Annotated in this window: 21 protein-coding genes; 14 read left to right on the top strand and 7 right to left on the bottom strand. The window is 73.0% G+C overall.

The window, feature by feature from the left end:
• Nucleotides 1-2: 2 nt before the first annotated feature.
• Complete coding sequence (locus QP090_RS25310; protein ID WP_285941895.1) at nt 3-1,214, bottom strand: cytochrome P450; 1,212 nt, start codon at nt 1,212-1,214, stop codon at nt 3-5.
• A 243-nt stretch (nt 1,215-1,457) separates the two neighbouring features.
• Here QP090_RS25310 and QP090_RS25315 point away from each other — a divergent pair, with 243 nt between their 5' ends.
• Entirely contained in the window at nt 1,458-1,601 is a 144-nt protein-coding gene (locus QP090_RS25315; protein WP_285941896.1) for a hypothetical protein, read from the top strand.
• 70 nt (nt 1,602-1,671) lie between these two features.
• Here QP090_RS25315 and QP090_RS25320 read toward each other — a convergent pair whose 3' ends face one another.
• Both QP090_RS25320 and QP090_RS25325 read right to left on the bottom strand, forming a co-directional pair.
• Entirely contained in the window at nt 1,672-2,856 is a 1,185-nt protein-coding gene (locus QP090_RS25320; protein ID WP_285941897.1) for a mandelate racemase/muconate lactonizing enzyme family protein, read from the bottom strand.
• Nucleotides 2,857-2,912: 56 nt separating this feature from the next.
• Nucleotides 2,913-3,971, bottom strand: a complete 1,059-nt coding sequence (locus QP090_RS25325; protein WP_285941898.1) for a LacI family DNA-binding transcriptional regulator — start codon at nt 3,969-3,971, stop codon at nt 2,913-2,915.
• A gap of 151 nt (nt 3,972-4,122) precedes the next feature.
• Here QP090_RS25325 and QP090_RS25330 point away from each other — a divergent pair, with 151 nt between their 5' ends.
• The 11 genes from QP090_RS25330 to QP090_RS25380 all read left to right on the top strand — a co-directional run bounded on the left by QP090_RS25330 (nt 4,123) and on the right by QP090_RS25380 (nt 16,336).
• Entirely contained in the window at nt 4,123-5,004 is an 882-nt protein-coding gene (locus QP090_RS25330; RefSeq protein WP_285941899.1) for an ABC transporter permease, read from the top strand.
• A 76-nt stretch (nt 5,005-5,080) separates the two neighbouring features.
• Nucleotides 5,081-6,100 (top strand): ABC transporter substrate-binding protein, encoded by a 1,020-nt coding sequence (locus QP090_RS25335; protein ID WP_285941900.1) that lies wholly within the window; start codon nt 5,081-5,083, stop codon nt 6,098-6,100.
• Between the two features lie 20 nt (nt 6,101-6,120).
• Nucleotides 6,121-6,948 carry an ABC transporter ATP-binding protein gene (locus QP090_RS25340; RefSeq protein ID WP_285941901.1) on the top strand — a complete coding sequence of 276 codons (828 nt, stop codon included), beginning with the start codon at nt 6,121-6,123 and terminating at the stop codon, nt 6,946-6,948.
• A 146-nt stretch (nt 6,949-7,094) separates the two neighbouring features.
• Nucleotides 7,095-8,246, top strand: a complete 1,152-nt coding sequence (locus QP090_RS25345) for a Gfo/Idh/MocA family protein (RefSeq protein WP_285941902.1) — start codon at nt 7,095-7,097, stop codon at nt 8,244-8,246.
• 50 nt (nt 8,247-8,296) lie between these two features.
• On the top strand, nt 8,297-9,391 hold the full coding sequence (locus QP090_RS25350; protein ID WP_285942787.1) for a dihydrodipicolinate synthase family protein: 1,095 nt from the start codon (nt 8,297-8,299) through the stop codon (nt 9,389-9,391).
• On the top strand, nt 9,388-10,188 hold the full coding sequence (locus QP090_RS25355) for a sugar phosphate isomerase/epimerase family protein (RefSeq protein WP_285941903.1): 801 nt from the start codon (nt 9,388-9,390) through the stop codon (nt 10,186-10,188). The genes QP090_RS25350 and QP090_RS25355 overlap by 4 nt, the downstream gene beginning before the upstream one ends.
• Nucleotides 10,185-11,417: a purine-cytosine permease family protein gene (locus tag QP090_RS25360; protein WP_285941904.1), complete on the top strand. Its 1,233-nt coding sequence runs from the start codon at nt 10,185-10,187 to the stop codon at nt 11,415-11,417. Before QP090_RS25355 ends, QP090_RS25360 begins: the two co-directional genes overlap by 4 nt.
• Before the next feature lie 128 nt (nt 11,418-11,545).
• Entirely contained in the window at nt 11,546-13,648 is a 2,103-nt protein-coding gene (locus tag QP090_RS25365; RefSeq protein WP_285941905.1) for a PQQ-dependent sugar dehydrogenase, read from the top strand.
• Nucleotides 13,649-13,712: 64 nt separating this feature from the next.
• Nucleotides 13,713-14,663: a LamG domain-containing protein gene (locus QP090_RS25370; RefSeq protein ID WP_285941906.1), complete on the top strand. Its 951-nt coding sequence runs from the start codon at nt 13,713-13,715 to the stop codon at nt 14,661-14,663.
• A gap of 153 nt (nt 14,664-14,816) precedes the next feature.
• Nucleotides 14,817-15,881: a hypothetical protein gene (locus tag QP090_RS25375; RefSeq protein ID WP_285941907.1), complete on the top strand. Its 1,065-nt coding sequence runs from the start codon at nt 14,817-14,819 to the stop codon at nt 15,879-15,881.
• Between the two features lie 35 nt (nt 15,882-15,916).
• Nucleotides 15,917-16,336, top strand: coding sequence for a DUF4259 domain-containing protein (locus tag QP090_RS25380; RefSeq protein WP_285941908.1), 420 nt, complete (start codon nt 15,917-15,919; stop codon nt 16,334-16,336).
• Nucleotides 16,337-16,393: 57 nt separating this feature from the next.
• Here QP090_RS25380 and galT read toward each other — a convergent pair whose 3' ends face one another.
• Nucleotides 16,394-17,461, bottom strand: a complete 1,068-nt coding sequence (gene galT / locus QP090_RS25385; RefSeq protein WP_285942788.1) for a galactose-1-phosphate uridylyltransferase — start codon at nt 17,459-17,461, stop codon at nt 16,394-16,396.
• 422 nt (nt 17,462-17,883) lie between these two features.
• On the opposite strand from galT, the gene QP090_RS25390 reads away from it, so the two are divergent.
• On the top strand, nt 17,884-18,264 hold the full coding sequence (locus QP090_RS25390) for a hypothetical protein (RefSeq protein WP_285941909.1): 381 nt from the start codon (nt 17,884-17,886) through the stop codon (nt 18,262-18,264).
• Nucleotides 18,265-18,510: 246 nt separating this feature from the next.
• Entirely contained in the window at nt 18,511-19,560 is a 1,050-nt protein-coding gene (locus tag QP090_RS25395) for an LLM class flavin-dependent oxidoreductase (RefSeq protein WP_285941910.1), read from the top strand.
• Between the two features lie 138 nt (nt 19,561-19,698).
• Here the strand turns inward: QP090_RS25395 and QP090_RS25400 are convergent, their stop codons facing one another.
• The 3 genes from QP090_RS25400 to QP090_RS25410 are packed head-to-tail and all read right to left on the bottom strand — an operon-like array spanning nt 19,699 to nt 23,368.
• Nucleotides 19,699-20,301 carry a GTP-binding protein gene (locus QP090_RS25400; RefSeq protein WP_285941911.1) on the bottom strand — a complete coding sequence of 201 codons (603 nt, stop codon included), beginning with the start codon at nt 20,299-20,301 and terminating at the stop codon, nt 19,699-19,701.
• A gap of 16 nt (nt 20,302-20,317) precedes the next feature.
• Nucleotides 20,318-20,695 carry a DUF742 domain-containing protein gene (locus QP090_RS25405; RefSeq protein ID WP_285941912.1) on the bottom strand — a complete coding sequence of 126 codons (378 nt, stop codon included), beginning with the start codon at nt 20,693-20,695 and terminating at the stop codon, nt 20,318-20,320.
• A gap of 6 nt (nt 20,696-20,701) precedes the next feature.
• Complete coding sequence (locus QP090_RS25410) at nt 20,702-23,368, bottom strand: nitrate- and nitrite sensing domain-containing protein (RefSeq protein ID WP_285941913.1); 2,667 nt, start codon at nt 23,366-23,368, stop codon at nt 20,702-20,704.
• Between the last annotated feature and the right edge of the window lie 197 nt (nt 23,369-23,565).

The raw sequence follows: 23,565 nt of genomic DNA on the forward strand, positions 1-23,565 counted from the left end.
CCTCAGGCGGTGAACACCAGCGGCAGCGCCGCCGGGCCTCGGGTGAACAGGCCGCGCTCGACGGGGGTGAAGCCGTCGGCGAACCGCACGTCCGGCATCGCGTCCAGGAGCTGGCCGACGCCGACCTCGACCTCGGTCTTGGCGAGCAGGGCGCCGACGCAGAAGTGCCGGCCGAGCGCGAACGCCAGATGGTCGGCGGCGGCCGAGAACGCGGTGGCGGCGCTCAGCTCGTCCCGGAACAGGTCGAAGGAGTCGGGATCGGCGTACCGGGCGGGGTCGCGGTTGGCGGCGCCGATCAGCCCGATGACCGTGCCCCCGGCGGGGACGACGCCGCCGGCGATCTCGACGTCCTCGGCCGGCTGCCGCATGATCATGTGCACCGGCGGGGTGAAGCGGAGCGTCTCGGCGAGCGCCCGCGCGATCAGCGTCCGGTCGGCGCGGACGGCGGCGAGCTGGTCGGGGTGGCGCAGCAGGTTGACGAACACCGCGGCGATCGCCTTGTCGGTGGTCTCGCCGCCGGCGGCGAGCAGGAGGCTGCAGAACGCCTTGATGTCCTCGTCGCTCATCCGCGTCCCGTCGATCTCGGCGCGGCACAGCGAGGACAGCAGGTCGTCGCCGAGGTCGTCGCGGCGGGCCCGGATGATCGGGATCATGTACGCGGCGAACTCGTCGTGCATGCGGAGCCCGGCGGCGGCGACGTCCGGGGCCTGGGAGAGGTTGCCGAGGAAGGCGATGTTCGCGGTGTACCAGCGGTGGAACCGGGCGTGGTCGGCCTGATCGAGCCCGAGCATGTCGACGATCACGTTGACCGGGAAGTGCGTGCTGTAGTCGCCGACCAGCTCGACCGTCCCGGCGTGGCGGAAGCGGTCGATGAGCCGCCGCGAGTTGCGCTCGATGACGGGCAGGAACCTGCTCTGGAGCTCGGCGCCCCGGAACGCGGGCGCCACCAGGGCGCGCCGCACGGAATGCTCACGGCCGCTGAGCTGGAGGATCGTGCGGCCGTGCACCGGTTCGAGCTGCCAGTCGTAGTTGGCCGTGGTGAAGACGGGGTCGCGGAACGCGCGGGCGACGTCCTCGTACCGCGAGAGGATGTGGCTCCGCGTCGGCTCGTGCCACAGCAGGGGCGCGTCCTCGCGCAGGACGCGGTACGCGGAATAAGGATCGGCCGCGAACTCCTTGGACAGGATGTCGGGTATCTCTCGGGCCGTGGTCATGCGGCTCCCTCACGCGGGATCGGGCGGAGACCGGGTGAGTCGAGCGTAGGGAGCCCGGCACGGACGGTCCAGAGCGTGACGGTACGAACACGATTACGGCTTGGGGAGGGGCCTGACCGGAATGCCGGCGGACGGCGCCGGGCCCGCCGGCCGGCGGTCAGGTCTAGACCATTTTGCGGAGCAGGGTGGGGTATCCGGGAAGATCTCTTTGTTCCGGCGGCTCAACAGGAGGCATCAACAGCGATGAACAACCCTCTGGCGAACCCTCGTCGCACGCAGCTCGACGTGTGGCCCGAGTGGCGTCCGGCCGACTACGAGGCCGAGCAGGGCGGCCTGGCCGGCGACGCCGAGGCGTCCAAGTCCGACGAGGAGGTCGCCGTCCGCTGACGGCGACCGGCGACGACGCCGGAACGCCCGGGGATCCCGTCCACGCTTGGACGGGATCCCCGGGCGTTCGTCATGTCCCGGCCTTCGCGCCCTGTTTCCCTGGGCGGGCGTCCAGGACGTCGACGGCCAGCTCGCGCACCACGGCCTCGTCGACCTCGACGCCGAGGCCGGGCCCTTCGGGGACGTGCGCGGTGCCGCCCTCGACCCGCACGGTCGGCCCCGCGTAGGGGGACTCGATGAACTGGCGGCCGTTGAGGTCGACCGGCGTGCCGATGCCGTGCGCGGCGAACAAGTGCAGCGACGCGGCCAGCCCGAGGTCGGAGTCGGTGAGGCCGGAGCCCATGAGCTCGACGCCGGCGTCCTCCGCGAGCGCGCACATCCGCCGCGACAGCGTGAGCCCGCCGGTGCGCTGGACCTTGGCGATCGCGATGTCGACCGCCTCGAGGCGGACGAAGGTGGCCAGGTCGGACGGATGGCGCAGGCTCTCGTCCAGCGCGACCGGGATGGGGCAGGCGTCGCGCAGGCGGCGCAGCCCGGCGACGTCGTTGGCGGGCAGCGGCTGCTCGAACGCGGTGACGCCGAGACCGTCCAGCCGCCGCGCCATCCGCAGCGCGGCGTGCACGCTGTAGCCCTGGTTGGCGTCGACCCACAGCGGCGCGCCGTCCGGCGCGGCCGTGCGGACGGCCTCGACCACCGCCGCGTCGGTCGCCTCGTCGTGCAGCCCGATCTTCACCTTGAACGCGCGGTGGCCGAGGTCGCGGCCCTCCGCGACGCTGCCCGCGGCCTCGGCGGGCGACTGCCCGGACACGATCCAGGCCAGCTCCACCCGTTCGGTGCGGCGCTGCCCCCACAGCACGCCGAGGGGGACGCCCGCGGCGCGGCCGAGCAGGTCGTGCAACGCGACGTCGACCGCGCTCTTGGCGAGCGGCGCGCCGATGCTGAAGCCCCGGTTGATCACCCGCTCGAACACGGCGGCCGTGCCGTCCAGGTCCCAGGCGGGCCGGCCGAGGAGGGCGGGGGCCAGGTAGCGGTCGATGGTGGTGAGGATGGACTCGGCGGTCTCGTACGTCCAGGCGGGGATCGGGGTGGACTCGCCCCAGCCGCTCACGCCGCCGGCGCTCACCTTGACCAGGACGCGGACGCTCGGCCGGCCGGCGACGGCCACCGCCCCGCCGGCGACGCCGAACGACCGCCGGGTCGGCAGGCCGACCGCGAACACCTCAACTCGCTCGATCTTCAGTTCGTCCAGCCGCACGGCTCGTCCTCCAGGGTCGCGGCGCCGCGAGCTGACGCGGCGGGTTTCGGGGGCGGTCAGCCCGGCGGGCCGGTGCTGGCGCGCAGCACCACCTCGCCGGCGACGCGTTCGATGCGGCTGCGGCGCGAGGACTGCTCGCGCAGGGCGAGCCGCATCACCCGCTCGCCCATCTCGTCGAGCGGGAGCCGGACGGTGGTGAGCGGCGGGGTGAGCTCGCGGACGATCGGGATGTCGTCGAAGCCGGCCAGCGACATCTGGTCCGGGACGCGGACGCCGTGGTCGCGCAGCGCGGCCATCGCGCCGATCGCCATCACGTCGGTGACCGCGAACACGCAGGTCGGGCGGACGTCCCGGGCGAGCAGCTCGGCCGCCGCCGCGTAGCCGCCGTCGCGAGTGAAGGCCGCCTCGACGATGTGCGCATCGGGCAGCGGCACGCCCGCCTCGGCGAGCGCCTCCATGAATCCGGCGAGCCGGTCGGCGACGGTGGTGAGCGCGCGCGGCCCGGTCAGCACCGCGAAGCGGCGGTGCCCGAGGGCGAGCAGCGCGCGGGCCAGCTCGGCGGCGCTCTCCTTGTTCTGCGGCAGGACGGTGTCGACGCGCAGGCTGCGGTGCCGGCTGACGACCGCGATCCGGCCGCCGGTGCGCAGGTAGGGCTCCAGTTCGGCGGCCATCGAGCGCTCCCAGTCGCGGTCCTCGAAGCCCGAGCCGATGAGCAGGATCGCGCGGGCCCGCTGCGCGCGCAGCATCGCCACGTACTCAATCTCGCGGGCCGGGTCGCGGAAGGTGCTGGCCAGCATGACCAGCATGCCGCGGTCGGCGGCGGTGCGCATCACGCCGCGGGCGACGCTGGCGAAGTAGGGGTCGCTGACGTCGTGGCAGATCACCCCGATCGCCTTGCTGGAGGAGCTGGCGAGCGCCTGCGCGTGCGCGTTCGGCGTGTAGCTGAGCTCCGCGGCCGTCGCGAGCACCCGTTCGCGCAGGTCGGCCCGTACTTGGGAGGTGCCGTTGAGGACGCGGGACGCGGTGGCGAGCGAGACGCCCGCTTCGCGTGCCACGTCCTGGAGGGTGACGTAGTTCCGTTCGCCGGAGCGGGGATCGTCCGCCGCTTCCGCCATCGCCGCTCCCTCGGTCGTCTGATTCGCAGTTTTCCGGGCCTCGACGCAAGGAGACCGGGCGCTACCCCTTGACCTCGCCGGGCGTCGTTCTTACGGTACATCAGAAAGCGCTTTCTCAATGCTCTTTCCCCGCCCCTCCCGGAGGAGCCACATGGTGAGTCACGACACGACGACGACCGCGAGCACGCCGTCGGACGAGACCGGCGCGTCCGGCGTGGTCGAACGCGACCGCCCCGGCGCCGGCGAACGGATCAGGGACGGCATGGAACGGGTCTGGCGGCCGGCGGCACTGCTGCTGGCCTGCCTGGCCGCATGGTGGGCGATCACCGCGTTCGACCTGGTCGAGGCGTACCTGGTCCCCTCGCCCGGCACCACCCTGAACGTGCTCGGCGACAAGTGGGGGTACATCTGGCACCACGGCTGGGTGACCACCTACGAGACGCTGCTCGGATTCGTGATCGCGGTCCTAGTCGGCGTCGCCGCCGCGGTGCTCATGGTCTACTCGGCCACGGTCGAGCGGACGCTGTACCCGATCCTGCTGTTCGCCCAGGTCATCCCCAAGATCGCCATCGCGCCGCTGTTCGTGGTCTGGCTCGGCTTCGGGCTCGGCCCCAAGGTCGTGGTCGCGGTGCTGATCGCGTTCTTCCCGGTGGTGATCTCCATGGTCGCCGGGCTGAAGGCGGTCGACCCGGAGATGCTGGAGCTGTCGGCCACGATGGGCGCCGGCCCGATGCGGACGTTCGCCAAGATCCGGATGCCCGCCTCGCTGCCGCATCTGTTCTCGGGCCTGAAGGTGGCGGTCACGCTGGCCGTCACCGGGGCCGTGGTCGGCGAGTTCGTCGGCTCCAACGAGGGTCTCGGCTACGTGATCCTCCAGGCCAACGGCAACCTGGACACCCCGATGCTCTTCGCCGGCCTGCTGGTCATGTCGGCGATCGGGGTCGTGCTGTTCGTCGCGGTCGAGCTCGCCGAGATGCTGCTGCTGCCCTGGCACGCCAGCCGCCGCGGCGGCTCCGTCACCACCTCCTTCTGACGGTGCCCGCGCACCGCCCGTCCCCCCGCCGACTCTCGCACCACCCCGCACCATCCCTAGCAACGGAGAGCCGCAGATGAAGCTCCGCACCCTCGCCGCCGGCGTCCTGGTCCCGGCCCTGGCGTTCACCGCCGCCTGCGGCGGTGGCTCCGAAGGGAGCACCAGCGCGTCGGGCAAGAAGCTCACCAAGGTGACGCTGACCCTCAACTGGTACCCGTACGGCGAGCACGCGCCGTTCTACTACGGCAAGAAGAAGGGCATCTACGAGAAGCACGGCATCGACCTCCAGATCAACGCCGGGCAGGGGTCGCAGAAGACCGTCCAGGCGACCGGCGCCGGGCAGACCGACTTCGGCTGGGCCGACACCCCGGCGCTGCTGGCGGCGGTCGACAAGGGCATGCCGATCAAGAGCATCGGGGTGTTCCTCCAGACCACCCCGGCGGCGGTGCAGTCGTTCACCGCGACCGGCATCAAGACGCCCGCCGACCTGAAGGGCAAGAAGATCGCCGGTACCGCCGGCGACGCGCTGACCCGCACCTTTCCGGCGTTCCTGAAGAAGAACGGGCTCAGTGAGAGCGACGTCCAGATCCAGAACACCGACCCGGCCGGGAAGATCGCCGCGGTGATCTCCGGCAAGACCGACGGGCTGCTCGGCTACGCCAGCGACCAGGGCCCGATCATGCAGGACAAGGCCAAGAAGCCGGTCTCGGCGCTGCGCTTCTCCGAGTTCGGGCTGAACTTCTACTCCAACGGGCTGATGGTCGGCGAGCGCAAGCTCAAGAGCGACGCCGACCTGGTCAAGAAGATGGTCACCGCCACCAGCGAGGCGTGGACGGCGGCCGAGGGCGACGCGGCGGGCGCGGTCGCCAGCATGGCCGGGGCGTCCGAGCAGCTCCCGCCGACCAAGGTGATCGACGAGCAGTTCAAGACGACGCTCACGCTGCTGCACACCGCGGCGACCAAGGGCAAGGCGCCCGGCGTCAACACCGAGGCCGACTGGAAGCAGACCATCGACCTCTTCCACCAGGCCGGGCTCATCGAGAAGGCGTCGCCGCCCGCCACGTACTGGCAGGCCGCATCGGCTCCGCAGGGATGACGGGACGAGGCATGAGGATCATGAGCGAACCGAAGACGGACCCGCAGGACGGCGCGGACGCCGAAGCCCCCGGGCCGGGGGCGGTCGAGATCGACGGCGTGGCGGTGCGGTTCCGCTCGCGCCGGCGGGACGTCACGGCGCTGCGCGAGGCGTCGCTCAACGTCAAGAGCGGCGAGTTCGTCGCCATCGTCGGGCCGTCGGGCTGCGGCAAGTCGACACTGCTGAAGCTGGTGGCGGGGCTGCTGAAGCCCTCGTCCGGCACCGTCCGGCTGCACGGCGAGCAGGTCACCGGCCCCCGGGCCGACATCGGGTACGTGTTCCAGCGGGCGGCGCTGCTGGAGTGGCGCAGCGCCCGCCGCAACATCATGCTCCAGGCCGAGATGCGGCGGATGCCGTCCGACCAGGCCCGGAAGCGGACCGCCGAGCTGATCGAGATGACCGGTCTCGGCGGGTTCGAGGACGCCCTCCCGCACGAGCTGTCGGGCGGCATGCAGCAGCGCGTCGCGCTGTGCCGGGCGCTGCTGCACGAGCCGCCGGTGCTGCTGATGGACGAGCCGTTCGGCGCCCTGGACGCGCTCACCCGGGAGCAGCTCAACATCGAGATGAACCGGATCTGGCGGGAGACCCGCACCACCGTCCTGCTGGTCACGCACTCCATCGCGGAGGCCGCCTACCTGGCCGACCGGGTGGTGGTGATGACCGACCGCCCCGGCACCATCGCCGAGATCATCGACGTCGGCCTGCCGGCGGAGCGCGACTACGCCGAGACCATGGCGCGGCCGGAGTTCGCCCGCGTCACCAATCGGGCGCGCACCCTGCTCGGCGCGGGCGTGAACGCCGCCGACTGACGAAGCGAAGCGAGGCAGTTGGCGTTCTTGTGCCGGGGGGTCTGGGGGGTCGTCCCCCCAGGATGACCCGACTGACATAGCGCGAACTCACACTACTGAACCGCGGGCCACCAGGTCCGCGGGCTTACAGGCAAGGAAGGAACGGGATGGCACGCAGGTCCATCGGGATCGTCATGAACGGCGTCACCGGCCGGATGGGGTACCGCCAGCACCTCCTCCGCTCGATTCTCGCGATCCGGGAGCAGGGCGGGGTGCGCGCGTCCGACGGCACCGTGCTCTGGCCGGAGCCGGTGCTGGTGGGACGGAATGAGGCGAGGCTGCGCGACATCGCCGAGCGGCACGGGCTCAGCGAGTGGACGACCGACCTCGCCGCGGCGCTGGACCGGCCTGGGACCGACGTCTACTTCGACGCGCAGATCACCGGCGCGCGGGTCCCGGCGATCCGGGCCGCGGTGGCGGCGGGCAAGCACGTGTACACCGAGAAGCCGCTCGCCGAGGACGTGGAGGGCGCGCTGTCCCTGGCGCGGCTCGCCGACGAGGCGGGCGTCAAGCACGGCGTGGTGCAGGACAAGCTGTTCCTGCCGGGGCTGCTGAAGCTGAAGCGGCTGGTGGACGGCGGGTTCTTCGGGCGGATCCTGTCGGTGCGCGGCGAGTTCGGCTACTGGGTGTTCGAGGGCGACTGGCAGGAGGCGCAGCGGCCGAGCTGGAACTACCGGTCCGAGGACGGCGGCGGGATCATCCTCGACATGCTGTGCCACTGGCGGTACGTGCTGGACGGCGTCATCGCGCCGGTCCGGTCGGTGCAGGTGCTGGGCGCCACGCACATCCCCGAGCGGGTGGGCGAGGACGGCAAGCCGTACGCCGCCACCGCCGACGACGCCGCGTACGGGATCTTCGAGCTGGACGGCGGGATCGTCGCGCAGATCAACTCCTCGTGGGCGACCCGGGTGTTCCGGGACGAGCTGGTGGAGTTCCAGGTGGACGGCACCGAGGGCAGTGCCGTCGCGGGGCTGCGCCGCTGCCGCGTGCAGCACCGGTCGATGACGCCGAAGCCGGTGTGGAATCCCGACCTGCCCGCCACGGAGGACTTCCGCGCGCAGTGGCAGGAGGTCCCCGACAACGCCGACTTCGACAACGGTTTCAAGGCGCAGTGGGAGTTGTTCCTGCGGTACGTGGTGGGCGACGGGGAGTTCCCGTGGGACTTCTACGCGGGCGCGCGCGGGGTGCAGCTCGCCGATCTGGGCATGCGCGCGTGGCGTGAGGGTCGCCGGTTCGAGGTTCCGGAGCTGAAGCCGTGAGGATCGACCTGCCGGACGGCGCCGCGGGCGGGGCGCTCGTCCCGTACACGATGGGCGAGCCGCGCGCGTATCCGCCGCCCGCCGGGCCGAGTTCGTCGCGCGTCGCCTACGCCGCCGCGCATGTGGTGGCCGACCCGTTCGGGGACGGCGCCGCGCTCGACTGGGAGACGACGCTGGCGTTCCGGCGGCACCTGTGGTCCTACGGGCTCGGGGTCGCCGAGGCGATGGACACCGCGCAGCGCGGCATGGGCCTGGACTGGGCCGCGACGCGCGAGCTGATCGCGCGCAGCGGCGCCGAGGCGCGGGCGTGCGGCGGGCGGATCGCGTGCGGCGCGGGCACCGACCAGCTCCCGCCCGGTCCGGCGTCGCTGGAGGGCATCGTGGCCGCGTACGAGGAGCAGCTCGCGGTGGTGGACGCGGCGGGCGCGGTCCCGGTGCTGATGGCGAGCCGCCATCTCGCCGCCGCCGCGCGCGGGCCGGACGACTACGCCGAGGTGTACGGGCGGCTGCTGCCGCAGCTCGGGCGCCCGGCGGTGCTGCACTGGCTCGGCCCGATGTTCGATCCGGCGCTGGAGGGCTACTGGGGGTCGTCCGACCTGGACGCCGCCGCGGACGCCGTGCTCGCGCTGATCAAGGCGAACGCGGACCGGGTGGACGGGGTCAAGGTGTCGCTGCTGGACGCGGACCGCGAGGTCGCGTTGCGGCGCCGGCTGCCCGAGTCCGTGCGTCTCTATACCGGCGACGACTTCAACTACCCCGATCTGATCGAGGGGGACGAGGCGGGGTACAGCGACGCGTTGCTGGGGGTGTTCGACCCGATCGCGCCCGCCGCGGCGCGTGCGCTGCAAGCACTGGACGCGGGAGACCATGCCGCCTATAAGGAGGTCTTCGCCCCGACGGTGCCGCTTGCACGGCACCTCTTCGAGTCGCCCACGTTCTACTACAAGACCGGTGTGGTGTTCCTGGCCTGGCTGACGGGTCACCAGCAGCACTTCCGGATGGTCGCAGGGTTGGAGACCGCCCGTACGGTGCCGCACCTGGTCCGGTTGTTCCGGCTCGCCGACGCGGCCGGCCTCTTTCCCGATCCCGGGCTCGCCGCCGACCGGATGCGCGCCTGGCTGACCGTGCAGGGGGCCGCCGGATGAGGTTCGGGCTCAATCAGTGGACGACGCGGTACTGGCCCGTCCCGGAGATGGTCGCGGGCTGCGTCGCGTCCGGCGTGGGCAACGTGGGGCTGTGGCGCGAGCCGGTCGCCGAGTACGGCCTCGAACGCACGGCGAAGCTGGTCAGGGACAGCGGCGCGACGGTCACGTCGTTGTGCCGGGGCGGGTTCTTCCAGGAGCCGGGCGCGCTGGACGACAACCGCCGCGCGATCGACGAGGCCGCCGCGCTGGGCGCCCCGGAGCTCGTGCTGGTCAGCGGCGGCCTGCCGGCCGGGTCGCGGGACGTCGACGGGGCCCGCGCCAGGGTCGCCGAGTCGCTCGCCGTCCTCGCGCCGTACGCGGGCGAGCGGGGTGTGCGGCTCGCGATCGAGCCGCTGCACCCGATGTACTGCTCGGACCGCTGCGTGGTGTCCACCTTGGAGCAGGCGCTCGATCTGGCGGCTCCGCACCCGTCCGCGCAGGTCGGCGTCGTGGTCGACACCTACCACCTGTGGTGGGACCCGGCCGCGTACGCGGGCGTCGCGCGGGCCGGGGCGGAGGGCCGGCTCGCGCTGTTCCAGGTGGCCGACTGGGTGACGCCGCTGCCGGAGGGCGTGCTCACCGGACGCGGCATGCTCGGCGACGGCTGCGTCGAGCTGCGCCGGTTCCGCGAGGCCGTGGACGCCGCCGGCTACACCGGCCCGATCGAAGTGGAGATCTTCAACGAGGCCGTCTGGGCGATGCCCGGACCCGACGCGCTCGCGCTCTGCCTGGAACGGTACAGGGAGCACATCGAGTGAACCTTCCCGAGAACGTGTCCGTCCCGGCCGCCGCCGTGCCCCACGCGGGCGGGCGGACGTGGCGCGGCGCCGCGGGCGCGTGGCTCGGGATCGGCACCGCGCCGGGCGCGCTGGTGCTCGGCGCGCAGGTCGGCGGGCGGCACGGCGGGGCGCTCCCGGCGGTATTGCTGCTGGTGGGCGGCCTGGTGATGGCCGCGCTCCTGGCGGTCCAGGGGCGGTTCGGGCTGCTCCCGCCGGCCGGGGAGAACGCGGCGATGGCCGAGCTGGCGCCGCGCTACCTGCCGGCGACCGCCGAGCGGGTGTTCACCGGGCTGCTCGCGCTGGCGATGGTCGGCTGGTTCGGTTTCAATGTGGGCCTCGGCGGCGCGGCGCTCGCCGCGCTCGGCGGGGTGCCGGACCCGGTGGGCGTGGCGGTGCTGGCGGTGCCGACGGTCGGGGTGCTGCTGGCGGGCGGCGGGCGGTGGAACGCGGTCGCCGTCGTCACCACCCTGACCGCCGTCGCGCTGGTCGCGGTGGTGGCGGTGCGGCTGCCGCCGCCGGGCTCGCCGGTGACGTTCGCGCGGGACGGCCCGTTCGGCGGGCTGGCCGCCGACCTCGCGGGCTACATCGGCTACGTGTCGGTGTTCGCGGTGCGGGCGCCGGACTTCACCGTCGGGCTGCGCCGCCGCGCGGACCTCGCCTGGTGCGTGGCGCTGCTGGTCGGGCCCGCGCTGGCCGCCTCGGTGGTCGGCGCCGGGGTCGCGGCGGCGAGCGGCTCGACCGATGTGGTCGCGGTGCTCGCGGGTCCGGACGGGCTGCCCGCCGCCAACCTGTTCATGGCCGCCGCGGTGATCGCGCCGACGCTGGCGGCGGTGCACTCGGGGGTCTTCGCGGTGCGCCGGTTCGCGACCGGGCTGCCGTGGCGGGCGGCGGTGCTGGCGATCGCCGTGCCGGGCGCGGTGCTCGCGGCGCTGCGCGTCGACCGGATGCTGTTCGACTGGCTGACGGTGCTGGCGGCGGCGCTGCCCGCGCTGATCCCGCCGATGGCGGCGGAGGCCGCGCGGCGGCGGCGCGGGCGCCCGCCGAAGCCCGTTCCCACCTGGCTGTGGGCGCCCGGTGCGGCGCTGGCCTCGGCGTTCACGGTCGCCGGGTACCCGCAGGCGGCACCGGCGGGGCTGGCCGTCTCGGTGCTGGCGACGGCGGTGCACGCGCTGACGGTGACACGACGGTTTCGGCGGGTCATCGAATGAAAACAGGACGAATTGGTTCTTGACGGACTCGTGGGCTTTTCGTACGTTCGTGAAAGCGCTTACTGAAAGCGCTTTCCACACTCTCGCCTTCCGACAGGCAACTCACCCCCCACCCCTGGACGGCCTGGATGAAGAAACTGAGATGGTCCATCCCCACGATCATCGCGCTGATGGCGACGCTGCTCGCGGCGCTGCTGGCGTCGCCGCCGCCCGCCGGGGCCCGCGCACCGGACCCGGTGCTGGACCCGATCCCCGACGATCCCGCGCCCTCCGGGCTCGGGCTCGTCCTGAAGGAGGTCGCCCAGCTCCCCAAGTCCGAGCCGTCGGCGCCGCCGACCGACCCGCGGCTGATCCGGTACAACCGGGTCAACCACGTCGGCGAGGTGCCCGACGGCTCGGGCCGGCTGTTCGCCCCCGACCTCAACGGCAAGCTGTACTTCCTCGACAAGAAGGACAAGAAGCCCAAGTCCTACCTGGACGTCGGCGCGACCTTCGCCCCCGACTTCTACTCGGCCGCCGGGCTCGGCCAGGGCTTCGGCTTCGTGGCCTTCCACCCCGAGTTCAAGAAGAACGGGAAGTTCTACACCACCCACGTCGAGGCCGGTGACGCGCTCAAGACCAAGACGCCCGACCTGACGCCGCAGCCGAAGACCCTGTACCACGGGGTGATCGACGAGTGGACGGCGAAGGACCCGTCCGCGAGCACCTTCTCCGGCACCCACCGCGAGCTGTTCCGCATCGGGTACGCGGGCCGGGTGCACGGCCTCCAGCAGATCGACTTCAACCCGAACGCCAAGCGCGGCTCCGCCGACTACGGCCTGCTCTACGTCGCGGCGGGCGACGGCGGCAACGGCAACGTCGGCGACAACGGCGGCGACCCGCAGAACCTGGGCGTCCCGCAGGGCAAGATCCTGCGGATCGACCCGGCCGGGCACGACAGTGCCAACGGCAGGTACGGCGTCCCGCGCGCCAACCCGTTCGCCGGCCAGGCCGGCAAGGTCGGCGAGATCTACGCCTACGGGATGCGCGACCCGCACCGCTTCAGCTGGGACACCGGCGGCGAGAAGCGGCTGTTCCTCGCGCACATCGGCGAGCACGAGATCGAGTCCATCCACGAGATCAAGTCGGGCGACAACCTCGGTTGGAGCGAGCGCGAGGGGCCCTTCACCTTCAGCAAGGACGACCGCTGCCACCTGTACCCGCTGCCGGCCGACGACGCCAAGTACGGCTACGACTACCCGGTGGCCGCCTATGACCACGACCCGCCCGCGGACTGGAACTGCGCCTCCGACAGCGGGCACGCCATCTCCGGCGGCTACGTCTACCGCGGCTCCAAGCTGCCCGCGCTGCGCGGCAAGTACCTGTTCACCGACATCGTGGACGGCCGGCTCCTCTACACCGAGGAGCGGGACATGAAGCGCGACCCCGCGGGGAAGAACCGCGCGCAGATCTACCAGCTCGCCGCCTACGACACCAGCGGCAAGCCCGTCACGATGAAGCAGCTCGCCGGGGACGACCGCGTCGACCTGCGGTACGGCTCCGACGGCAAGGGCGAGCCGTACCTGCTCGCCAAGGCCAACGGCAAGATCTGGAAGGTCGTCGGCACGAAGGGCTACGCCGGCTGCAAGGCCGGTCCCGCCAAGGTCGGCAACGTCATGGCGGCCGAGAACTGGGCGCCGGTGACGCCGTCGAAGTGGCGCTTCCCCGGTAAGGAGGTCGTGCTCGCCGAGGCCGGCGAGGCCCGTCCCGGACCGCGCCGCCCGTTCGAGTACGCGGTGCTGAAGTCCGGCCCCGAGTTCACCTCGACGCAGATCGACGCCCAGGTCAGGCTCGACACACCGGTCGCGGAGAGCAACCGCGACGTGATCGTGGTGTTCGGCTACCGGGACGACACGCACTACTACTACACGCACCTGTCCAGCGACAACACCATCTACCCGCACAACGGGATCTTCAAGGTGGACGGCGCCGACCGGTTCCGCATCGACCAGCAGTGGAACGCCAACCGCTCGCACGGCGCCCCGCCCGCCATCGCCGACGAGGCGTGGCACGGCGTCCGGGTCTCGCACTGCGCGGGCACCGGCGAGATCTCGGTGCGGGTGGACGGCGCGGCCAAGCCCGTCATGACCGCGCTCGACACCACGTTCGGCTCCGGCCGGGTGGGCTTCGGCTCGTTCGACAACATCGGCCGGATCCGCGGCCTGACGGTACGCGGAACCCCCGCGTCCTGACCCCTCCGCCCCGGGGGAGCCGGCCGCCGGCCGGCTCCCCCGGGGTCTCCCCTAGGAGACGACGATGATCGTTCGCCGTGCCCCGGCGGCACTGCTGACCCTGCTGCTCGGGGCCACGCTCGCCGCCACTCCCGCCCAGGCCGCCACCCGCGGCGGCGGGCCGGACGTCGCGCCCGGCCTCCGGCACGACCTGATCGCCCACTACGACTTCGAGCACCCCGTCCGCGGCGACGCCGCGGGCGAACGCGACCTCGGCCGCTCCGGCACCGACATCAGGCTCGTCAACGGAGGCGCCGCGATGCGCGTCCGGGACGGCGCGCACCGGGGCAGCCGCGGCTCGATCCAGCTCGAGCAGGTCGCCCCGGAGACCGCGGGCAACGACGACTGGAAGGCCGGCCTGTTCGCCGAGACCGGCGTGCCGTCGCTGCACGCGTTCAACGGCACGCGCGGCGCGTCGGTCATGGGCTGGTTCAAGATGACCGGGACCAACCCGAGCCTCAACTCCAACACCGCCGCCCCGGACGACCGGTACAACGCGATCGGTCTCGCCGGGCTGCTCAGCGGCGACTCGCAGGGCCACGACGTGCGGGCACTCCTGGAGGTCATCGACGTGAAGGGCGAGCTGCGCGTGGTCGCGCTCGGCCGCCGCGTCGACGGCGGCCGGTCCCAGACGTTCGCCGCGGACGGCCCCTGGCAGCAGGTGCTGCCGCAGAACACCTGGGTCTTCCTCGCCGCGACGTTCGACTACGACACCGGCGCGATGGCGCTCTACAAGGACGGCAAGGCGCTGCCCGGCGCCTACACCGTCGCCGGCGACCCGTGGGACCTCGAGGGCGCGCCGGAGCCCGACCGCGCCACCGCCACCGACCCCCGCGGCATCAAGATCGGCGGCAGCTATCCGCAGAACACCCGCGAGGGCAACCCCTGCAACTGCCGCATCGACAGCCTGATGTTCCTCGACCGGCCGGTCACCCCCAAGGAGGTCCGCCAGCAGTACCAGCGGGCCACCCGCTGACCGGTTATCCACCACCCGGACGGGACGCTTCCCGGCGTCCCGTCCGGCGCCGTCTCCCGGGCGGTCCGTCCGGCGGCGCCCCGGCGAGCCGGGTGGCAGGCAGGCCGGGAGGCGGGTCAGGCCGGGAGGCGGGCGGTGTGGAGGCCGGTGCGGGTGGCGGCCAAGAGGGTCCCGTCGGCGGCGAGCGCGAGGTCGGTCGCCGGTGCCGGCAGGTCGATCCGGTGGACGGGACGGGCGCGGGGCGATGTCCCAGGTCAGGAGGCGGTCCCCGGTGCCGGTGACGATCACGGTGCGGCCGGCGACGGTGGCGGCGGCGAGGGTGTCGGGTGCGTCCGGGAGCGCGAGGGCGGCCAGGTGGTCTCCGGTGGCGAGGCGGCGCACGCGCAGCTCGCCGGGCCCCGCCTGGACGAGGACGGGCCCGGCGACGGCGGTCAGCCGTCCCGGACCGGCGAGCCGCGCGACCTCCTCGCCGCGCTCCACGTCCAGCACGCCCACGTAGTGCTCCGCGCCGGTGCCGTCGCCGCGTTCGGCGTCGCAGGCGATCCCGACGAGCCGGCCGGTGGCGTGCAGCGGCTGCCCGTCGATGGCGGACCGGTGCCCGAGCCACACGCCGAACTCCCCTGCGGGCTCGCCCGTGCCGGCGTCCCACAGCACCACCTCGGCGTCGCCGGCCGGGCCGAACACGGCGACCACCACGCCGCGGCCGTGGCGCTCGGCGAGGCCGACGAGGTCGGGCTGGACGGCGCGCTCGTGGTCGAGCTCGCGCTCGGCGCCGGTGAACGGGTCGCAGACGTGGACGCGGTCGCGGTGGCACCAGGCCGCGACCGGCCCCCCGGGGACGAGGGCGAACGCCCAGAGGCCGTCCGGGAGATCAGGGATCGGCGGGCCCGCGGCACCGGTCCGCAGGTTCCACGCCCGCCCGACGCCGCCGTGGCCGTTCGCGCTCCCGGAGGCGAAGGCCAGCGCGTCCCCGGAGGCGGTGGCGGCGACGCCGTCGAACTCCCCGGGCGCGAGCAGGCTGGTGAGCACGCTTTCCGGCACGGGACGGAGGCTAGGGCACCCCGGCGGGATCGTTCCGCCAGGTGGCGAAACCCGGTGGGGCGCCGTCCGATCGCCCGCCGTACGTTGGGCGCGCGCACCCCGGACGAACGTCTCCTGCCCCGCAGGCCGCGGACCGCGGACCGCCGCCCGCTAGTTCTTGTCGGCGCGCTCCGCTAGGTTCGGCCCTCAACGACCGCTGCGAGGAGGAACATATGGGAGCTTGGGGCCACGGACCGTTCGAGAACGACTCGGCGATGGACTTCGTCGGCGACCTGGCCGACGGGCCCGCCGACGCGGTGCCGGGCGGGCTGCGCTCGGCGATGACCGCGATGCTGGACGAGGACGACTACCTCGACGGCTCGATCGTCGAGGACGCGCTCGCCGCCGCGTGCCTGGTCGCCGCCCGCATCGACCCATCGGTGCTCACCGACGCCGGCACCAAGGAGTACCTGGACGGCATGGCATTCGGCACCGAGGACGGGCTGCGCGACCTGGCCCAGCGCACCATCACCCGGGCGCTCGACCCGGCCGACAACGAGTGGTACGACCTGTGGGCCGACGGCGGCGCGTTCACCAAGGTCGAGGCCGCGATCGCCCCCTTCCGCCGCGCCGTCGCCGCCGGCCGCTCCTGAGCGGGCGCGGGCCGGACGGCACCGGCCGGACGGCGCCGCCGGGCGCCGCGGCCGTGGTCAGGCGTCGCGGAGGCGGGCGGCCACCCGCTCGGGCGGGACGTCGTTGATCCAGGCGGCCATGCCCGACTCCGACCCGGCCAGATACTTGATCTTGTCGGCGGCGCGGCGGACCGAGAACAGCTCCAGGTGCAGCCGGAGCAGGTCGCGTCCCTCGGCCGCGGGCGCCTGGCGCCAACCCGCGACGTACGGGAGTGGCGTGCCGTAGAGCGCGTCGCAGCGGCGCAGCAGGTCGCGGTAGAGCACCGCGAGCTCGTCGCGTTCGGCGCCGGTGAGCGCGGCCAGGTCGGGCACGTGCCGGTGCGGCGTCAGGTGCACCTCGACAGGCCAGCGGGCCGCCGCCGGGACGTAGGCGGTCCAGTGCTCGCCCGCCCGGACGACGCGCGGGCCCGCCCGCTCGGCCTCCAGCACGTCGGCGAACAGGTCGCGGCCGGTCCGCGCGGTGTGCGCGGCGGCCGTCGTGAGCATCCGCCGGGTGCGCGGCGTGATGAACGGGTAGCCGTAGATCTGCCCGTGCGGATGGTGCAGGGTCACCCCGATCTCGACCCCGCGGTTCTCGAAGACGAACACCTGCGCGACGCCCGGCAGCGCCGAGAGCGCCTCGGTCCGGTCGGCCCACGCCTCGATGACGGTGCGGATCCGCGGGATCGGCAGGCTCGCCATCGCCGCCCCGTGGTCGTCGGTGAAGCAGACCACCTCGCAGCGCCCGTCGCCCCGCCGCCGCTCGAACAGCTCGCGCCCGTCGACGCCCGGCGGGACGTCCGGGGTGCGCGCGTCGAAGGAGGGGAAGCGGTTCTCGAACGCGACGACGTCGTATCCGGCGTCCGGGACCTCCGACGCCGGGCCTCCCGGGCACAGCGGGCACTGGTCGGGAGGCGGCAGGAAGGTCCGCGCGTTGCGGTGCGCGGTCACGGTCACCCAGTCGCCGGTCAGCGGATCGCGGCGCGTCTCGCAGTGCGGCCGGACCGCCGGCAGGTCGCGCGGGTCGGGCACCGGCACCCGCCCCGCCGCCTCGTCGAAGTAGACGATCTCGCGCCCGTCGGCGAGACGTCCCGCCGTCCGCGTCACCTGCGCTGGCACGCCACCTCGCTCGGCCGAACCCTGTTCCTGACGATCGATCACGCAGGCGAACCCTACCTCCCGCCGCCGGCGCGTCGCCGTGCCGGACCGGCCGTGCCGGACCTGCCGACCCGGCGACCGAATCGCCCTCCCCACGGCCGCAATTCCGTATTCAGTTCGGCAGAGCTCGTGCGCGCGGGAGAGTGCGCCCGCCGCGCCTCCAGATCGTCCGTCCGCTCCGCGATACCGGCGGGCGGCGTTCGGGTCTCGGCGCCATAGCGCGGGCCGTCCAGATCGCGTACGGCGTCGTTCAGGACGGTCGTGGCTGCATCGGTGCGGCCGGTCACGGCCGAGCCTGGCCAGGGTCGCCCGCAGCGTGGTGGACTGGTGCACGCCTGTCTTCACGCACGTCCGGCACCGGGGAGCAACCGATGACTGATCCGATGACCATCGCCATCGCGACCGCCATGGCGGGTAAGGCCGTCGAGGTCGCGGGCGAGCCCGCCCGGGAGGCCGTCGCCGCCCTCGTCCAGAAGGTCAAGGCCCGGTTCCGCGGCCGGGTGAGCGAGGAGCGGGCGCTGGCCCGCGCCACCGAGGACCCCGAGTCGCCCGAGCGGATCGAGGAGCTCGCCGGGGTGATCCGCGGCGTGCTGGACGAGGACCCCGCGTTCGGCGACGAGGTGCGGTCCCTGTGGGGCCAGGTCCAGACCAACGCGACCGCGACCGGCGACGGGGTCAGCAACGTCTTCAACGGCCAGGCCGAGAAGGTCATTCAGCTGCGCGACGTCAACGGCGGACTGACCATCAACTGAGCCCGCCGCGGCCCGTCCGGTGGAGCGGCCGTCCCGCACCACACGCAGGTCGCCCGATATAGATAATTCATCCGGATTTGCCCGGCTATTGCCCGATATACCGCCCTCGGTGCCCACTGCCAAATCGGTATCGATTAACACCGTCCCGACATTGCGCAAGGCTTCAGCCCTGTGCATGCTTGGTTGCCGTTGATCACACTTCGGTAATCGACCGAAGACTCCCCGCACCGAAGAGTCAGGAGAACGGTGAAGTTCAGCTACGCGATGCTCCCCGACTACCCGCTGAACGAGTCCCTCGCCTCGATCAAGCTCGCCGACGAGCTCGGCTTCTATGCCGCGTACGCGGCCGACGAGCCGTGGCACAAGGACCTGTGGCTGCTGTTCGCCGCCGCCGCGGCGCAGACCTCGCAGATCCGGATGGGCCCGAGCGTCTCGGCGGTGACCCTGCGCGAACCCACCCTCATCGCCCAGGCCGCCGCCACGCTCGACGAGCTCACCGGTGGACGCGCCGAGGTCGTGCTGGGCAGCGGGAACTTCGGGGTGCTGGCCCAGTACAAGATCGACTGGACCAAGACCAAGCCGCTCACCCGGGTCAAGGAGGCCGTGGCGGTCGTCCGCACCCTGCTCGATGAGGGCACCATCACCCGCGACGGGGAGTTCTACTCCTACGACGGGCTGTTCACCTTCGCCCGGCCGGTCCAGGAGCACCTGCCGGTGAAGATCGGCGCGATGCGCGGGCCCAAGTCGTTCGAGGCGGCCGGCGAGCTGTCCGACGGCGTGCACCACGCGCTCAGCTACACCCGCGAGGCCTACGAGTACGCGGTCAAGCACACCCGGATCGGCGCCGAGCGGGCCGGCAAGGACTGGACGACCCTGGACATCGGCGCCTGGGTCGTCTTCGCCACCGGCCCCGACTCGGCCGCCGCCAAGGAGGCCGCGCGCAGCATGGTGGGGCTGTACGCCTCCGCCATGCCCGAGGAGCAGCTCCTGCGCAACGGGGTCGACCCCAAGGAGATGGCCCCAATCATCGAGGCCGTCGGCGCCGGGGACCTGCCCAAGGCGATCGAGCTGACCACCCCGGACATCACCGAGAAGTTGTCCATCGCGGGCACCCCGGCCGAGGTCACCGCCAAGATCAAGCGGGAGATCGAGCCGACCGGGGTCAACCACCTCATCGCGGCGATCACCGACGCCACGCTGGTGAAGGGCTTCACCGGCCGCGAGATCGACGGCGTCGCCGACGTGGACACCCAGCTCCGGCTGATCCACGACGAGATCATGCCGGCGTTCGCCTGAGCGGCCGGTAGCGCGACGAGCCCGCCGCGGGCGGGGGACGGGAGCGGCTCCCGTCCCCCGCCTGCGGCGGGCCTTCGCGTTCTGCGGCCCCGGCGGACCCCGGTTCAGGGGCCCGGCTCGGGCCCCGGCCGGACGGTCCTACGAGACCGGCACGCCCGACTCGTACTCCCGCTGGTGGACGGTCAGGACGTGCCGGACGAGCAGCGTCAGCACATCCTTGCCCGACTTGCGGTCGCGCACGTCGCAGAGAACCACGGGGGTGTCCTCGCTCAGGTCGAGGGCGTCGCGGATCTCGTCGGAGGTGTAGGCGTAGCCGTCGTCGAAGCAGTTCACCCCGACCACGAACGGCAGGCCGCGGCTCTCGAAGTAGTCGACGGCCGGGAAGCAGTCGGCGAGGCGCCGGGTGTCGGCGAGCACGACCGCGCCGAGCGCGCCGTAGGACAGCTCGTCCCACATGAACCAGAACCGGTTCTGGCCGGGCGTCCCGAACAGGTACAGGACCAGCCCGTCCCGGATGGTGATGCGGCCGAAGTCCATCGCGACCGTGGTCGTGGTCTTGTGCTCCACGCCCGCGGTGTCGTCGACGTCGACGCCCTTGTCGGTCAGCAGTTCCTCGGTCTGGAGCGGCGTGATCTCGCTGACCGCCGCCACCAGCGTGGTCTTGCCGACCCCGAACCCGCCCGCCACGAGGATCTTGACCGCGACGGGCACCGAGCCACCCGCGGACGGGATCTCGCTCATTGCACCCGAATTCCCGTTAGAGCGCTTGGAGTCCATGGAGCACTTCCCTGAGCAGACGTTCCTTGGAGAGCGCGCTCTCCTCCTGTGGACTGGTGACGGCGATGAGCCGGTGATGCAGAAGGTCGCCGAGCAGCACCCGGACGACGACCAGCGGCAGCCTCAGCCGCGCCGCTATCTCGGCGACGGGCTGCGGCGCCAGGCACATCTCCAGGATGGCCAGATGCTCCGGGCCGATCCCGGGAGTGCCCGACCTCGGCCGCGCCGAGGTCGAGACGATCGTGATCATATCGAAGCTCTCGCGCGTGGCCGGCCGGGCACGGCCCCGCGTCAGCGCGTACGACCGGACCAGGGGCCCGGCCTCCTCATCGATCCACTCGTTCCCGGATCCGGTCATCGGATGTCACGAACCCTCGTCGTCGTTCTCGATGGCCTCGGCGCGACCGCGCCGGGTGCCCTGTTGAATGGCCGACATCATCGTCCGCAGATCCTCCGGGGAGCGTTCGGGGGCAGACGGGCCCGAAGCCTCGGGCGCCGACCCCGCGGCCTCGTCGCGCAGTTGCGCGGCGAGGTTCTCCTGGCGGACCCGCTTGGGAAGCGACGGCCGTCCGCCACGACCGCCCCCACCTCCCCCGCCGGTACCGCCGGACGGCCGCCGCCGGACTTCCCGCGGTGACCGCGGCAGCCGCTGCGGCCCCGTCTGGGTGCCGGAACGCCGCGAGGGCGCCGAGCCCTGGATCGGCTCCTCGAACACGGTACGCGACGCGGCGGCGACATCGCCGGGGCTTGCGTTTTCTCCTTCCGGGGGGCCGCTCGGCGCCTCGCCGAACATCCCTCCGGGAGGCGCACCGCCCTGCGGGGACGCGGCCCCGAAAGGCGTTCCCGGCCGAGATCCCGGCCCGCCGTTGGACGGCCCGGCGTTAGACGGGCCGCCATTGGACGGGCCGCCATTGGACGGGCCGCCGTTGGACGGGCCGCCGCCCTGGGCGTCGGGGACGACCTCGTACGCCCCGGAGCCCGTCGATCCGGCGGCGTGCCGTCCGGTCGGCAGTTGCAGCACCGAACCGCCGGCGCCGTTCGCGTCGTGCCCACCGGGCCCGGCCGGGCCCGAGGCCAGTTCCGCGACCGCGTGCCGCCGTCCGCCGCCCATGACCGAGCCGACCGGGACGAGGGCGTCCTCGGCACGGCGCGTCGCGACCGGAGCGCTCTCCAGCTCCGCGGCGTCCGCGCGCACCACCAGTTCCTCCGGCAGGAGCACGATCGCGGTCATCCCGCCGTACGGCGAGGTGCGCAGGGTCACCTTGATCCCGTGCCGGTGGGCCAGCCGCCCGACGACGAACAGGCCGAGCTGGGCGCTGTCGGACAGGTCGAACTCGGCGGCCGTGGCCAGCCGCTCGTTGGCCGCTCTGAGGCTCACCTCGTCCATGCTGAGGCCGCGGTCCTCGACCTCCAGCGTGAAGCCGTGCGCGACGGCCTGCCCGCTGACCTGGACGGTGGTGTGCGGCGGGGAGAACGAGGCGGCGTTCTCGATCAGCTCGGCGAGCAGGTGGATGACGTCGGCGACGGCCGGGCCGAGCACCGCCGACTGCGGCATCGGCGCCACGTTCACCCGGGTGTAGTCCTCGACCTCCGACGCGGCGGCGCGCGCCACGTCGATGATCCCGACCGGGCTGCGCCAGCCGCGTCCGGGCGCCTGCCCGGACAGGATGATCAGGCCCTCCGCGTGCCGCCGCATGCGGGTGGCCAGGTGGTCGACGCGGAACAGGTCCTCCAGCTCGTCGGGCGCCTCCATCCGGCGCTCCATCGCGTCGAGCAGGTTGAGCTGGCGGTGCAGCAGCGTCTGGCTGCGCCGGGCCAGGTTGACGAAGACGTCGCTGACGTTGCGGCGCAGCGCCGCCTCCTCGACCGCGCCCTGGATCGCGGTCCGGCGGGCGGCGTTGAACGCGTCGCCCACCTGGTCGATCTCGCGGGTCCCGAAGGACAGCGGCGGCGCCTCGGCGGCCACGTCGACCTCCTCGCCGCGGCGCAGCCGGGCGATCACGCCGGGCAGCCGGACATCGGCCAGGTCGAGTGCCTCGCGGCGCAGCCGGGCCAGCTCGCGGATGACCGAGCGGGCCACCCAGACCGCCAGGACGAGCGAGGCGATGACCGCGACCAGCCCGAGCGCGCCGGCCAGCACCACGCGCAGGATGATCGTGTCGGAGATCGGCTTGGCCCGCGCCTCGGCCGCCGCGGCGACCGACAGCTCCAGGCCGCGCAGCCGGGTGAGGTTGGAGTCGGCGGTGGTCTTCCAGGCCACGCCGGCGCTGCCGCCGGCCTTCATCCGGCGCAGGCTGATGAAGTAGTTCTCGGCCTGCCGGAGCCGTACCGCCTCCGGCATCGTGACGACCCGCTGGTAGTAGCTCTGGTCGGCGGGCCGCAGCTCACCGGCGGTGAAGGCGTACAGCGACCGCTGCGTGCCGACGAGCTTGGTGAACTCGGCGCGCTCGCCGGCCGTCATCCGGCCCGCGGCGAGGACGCCGGCGAGCAGCGCGTCCTCCTGGGAGAGGATCTCCCGGGCCCGCGCCAGCGACGCCTGGCTGCGCGCGTCCTTGGCCACCTCGGAGTTGTCCAGGGTGGACAGCGTGCCCTGGAGGGTGCCGACGTCGGCGAGCAGGGCGGTGTAGTCGGCGTAGGCCCGGGTGCGGACGGTCGCGCCCGAGTCGACCGAGCGCCGTCCCGCGGCGAGCGCGTCCAGCCCGGCACCGATCTTGTCGGTGAGGCGGCGTGCCTGCACGGGCGCGGAGTCCCGGGCGCCGGGGTCCTTCACCAGGCCGCGGAACAGGTCGGCCTGCCGGTCGGTGACCAGCCGCGCCGACTCCATCGACGCCTGGTCGCCGACCGCCTTGCTGCCGAGGTAGACCATCGACGCGCGGCGTTCGGCCTGGAGGGCGCTGCCGAGAGCGCCCGCCGGGTAGCCGTAATGCTCCTGGACGGTCTTCACATGGCGCAGGTTGAGTCCCTCGCCGAGCGCGATGCTCGCGGCGAAGGCCCACAGCACGGCAAGCGACACCACCGACACAAGGACCATGAGGATGACCTTGAACCGGATGGATCTGAAGCGCGCGGCCTTGGGACCGTCCCGCCTGTGGCTGACTGCTGATTCCACTCGACGGCCTCGTGTTCGCACTGCGATGGATCTTTCAGGTTGGCGGGGCTTGGGGCGGAACGCAGCAGAGCCTAGAACGGAGACGGGCATGTGTCGACAGTTTCCGAATCATCACCCTT

This window comes from Actinomadura xylanilytica (assembly GCF_030283145.1).
Taxonomy (GTDB): domain Bacteria; phylum Actinomycetota; class Actinomycetes; order Streptosporangiales; family Streptosporangiaceae; genus Spirillospora; species Spirillospora xylanilytica.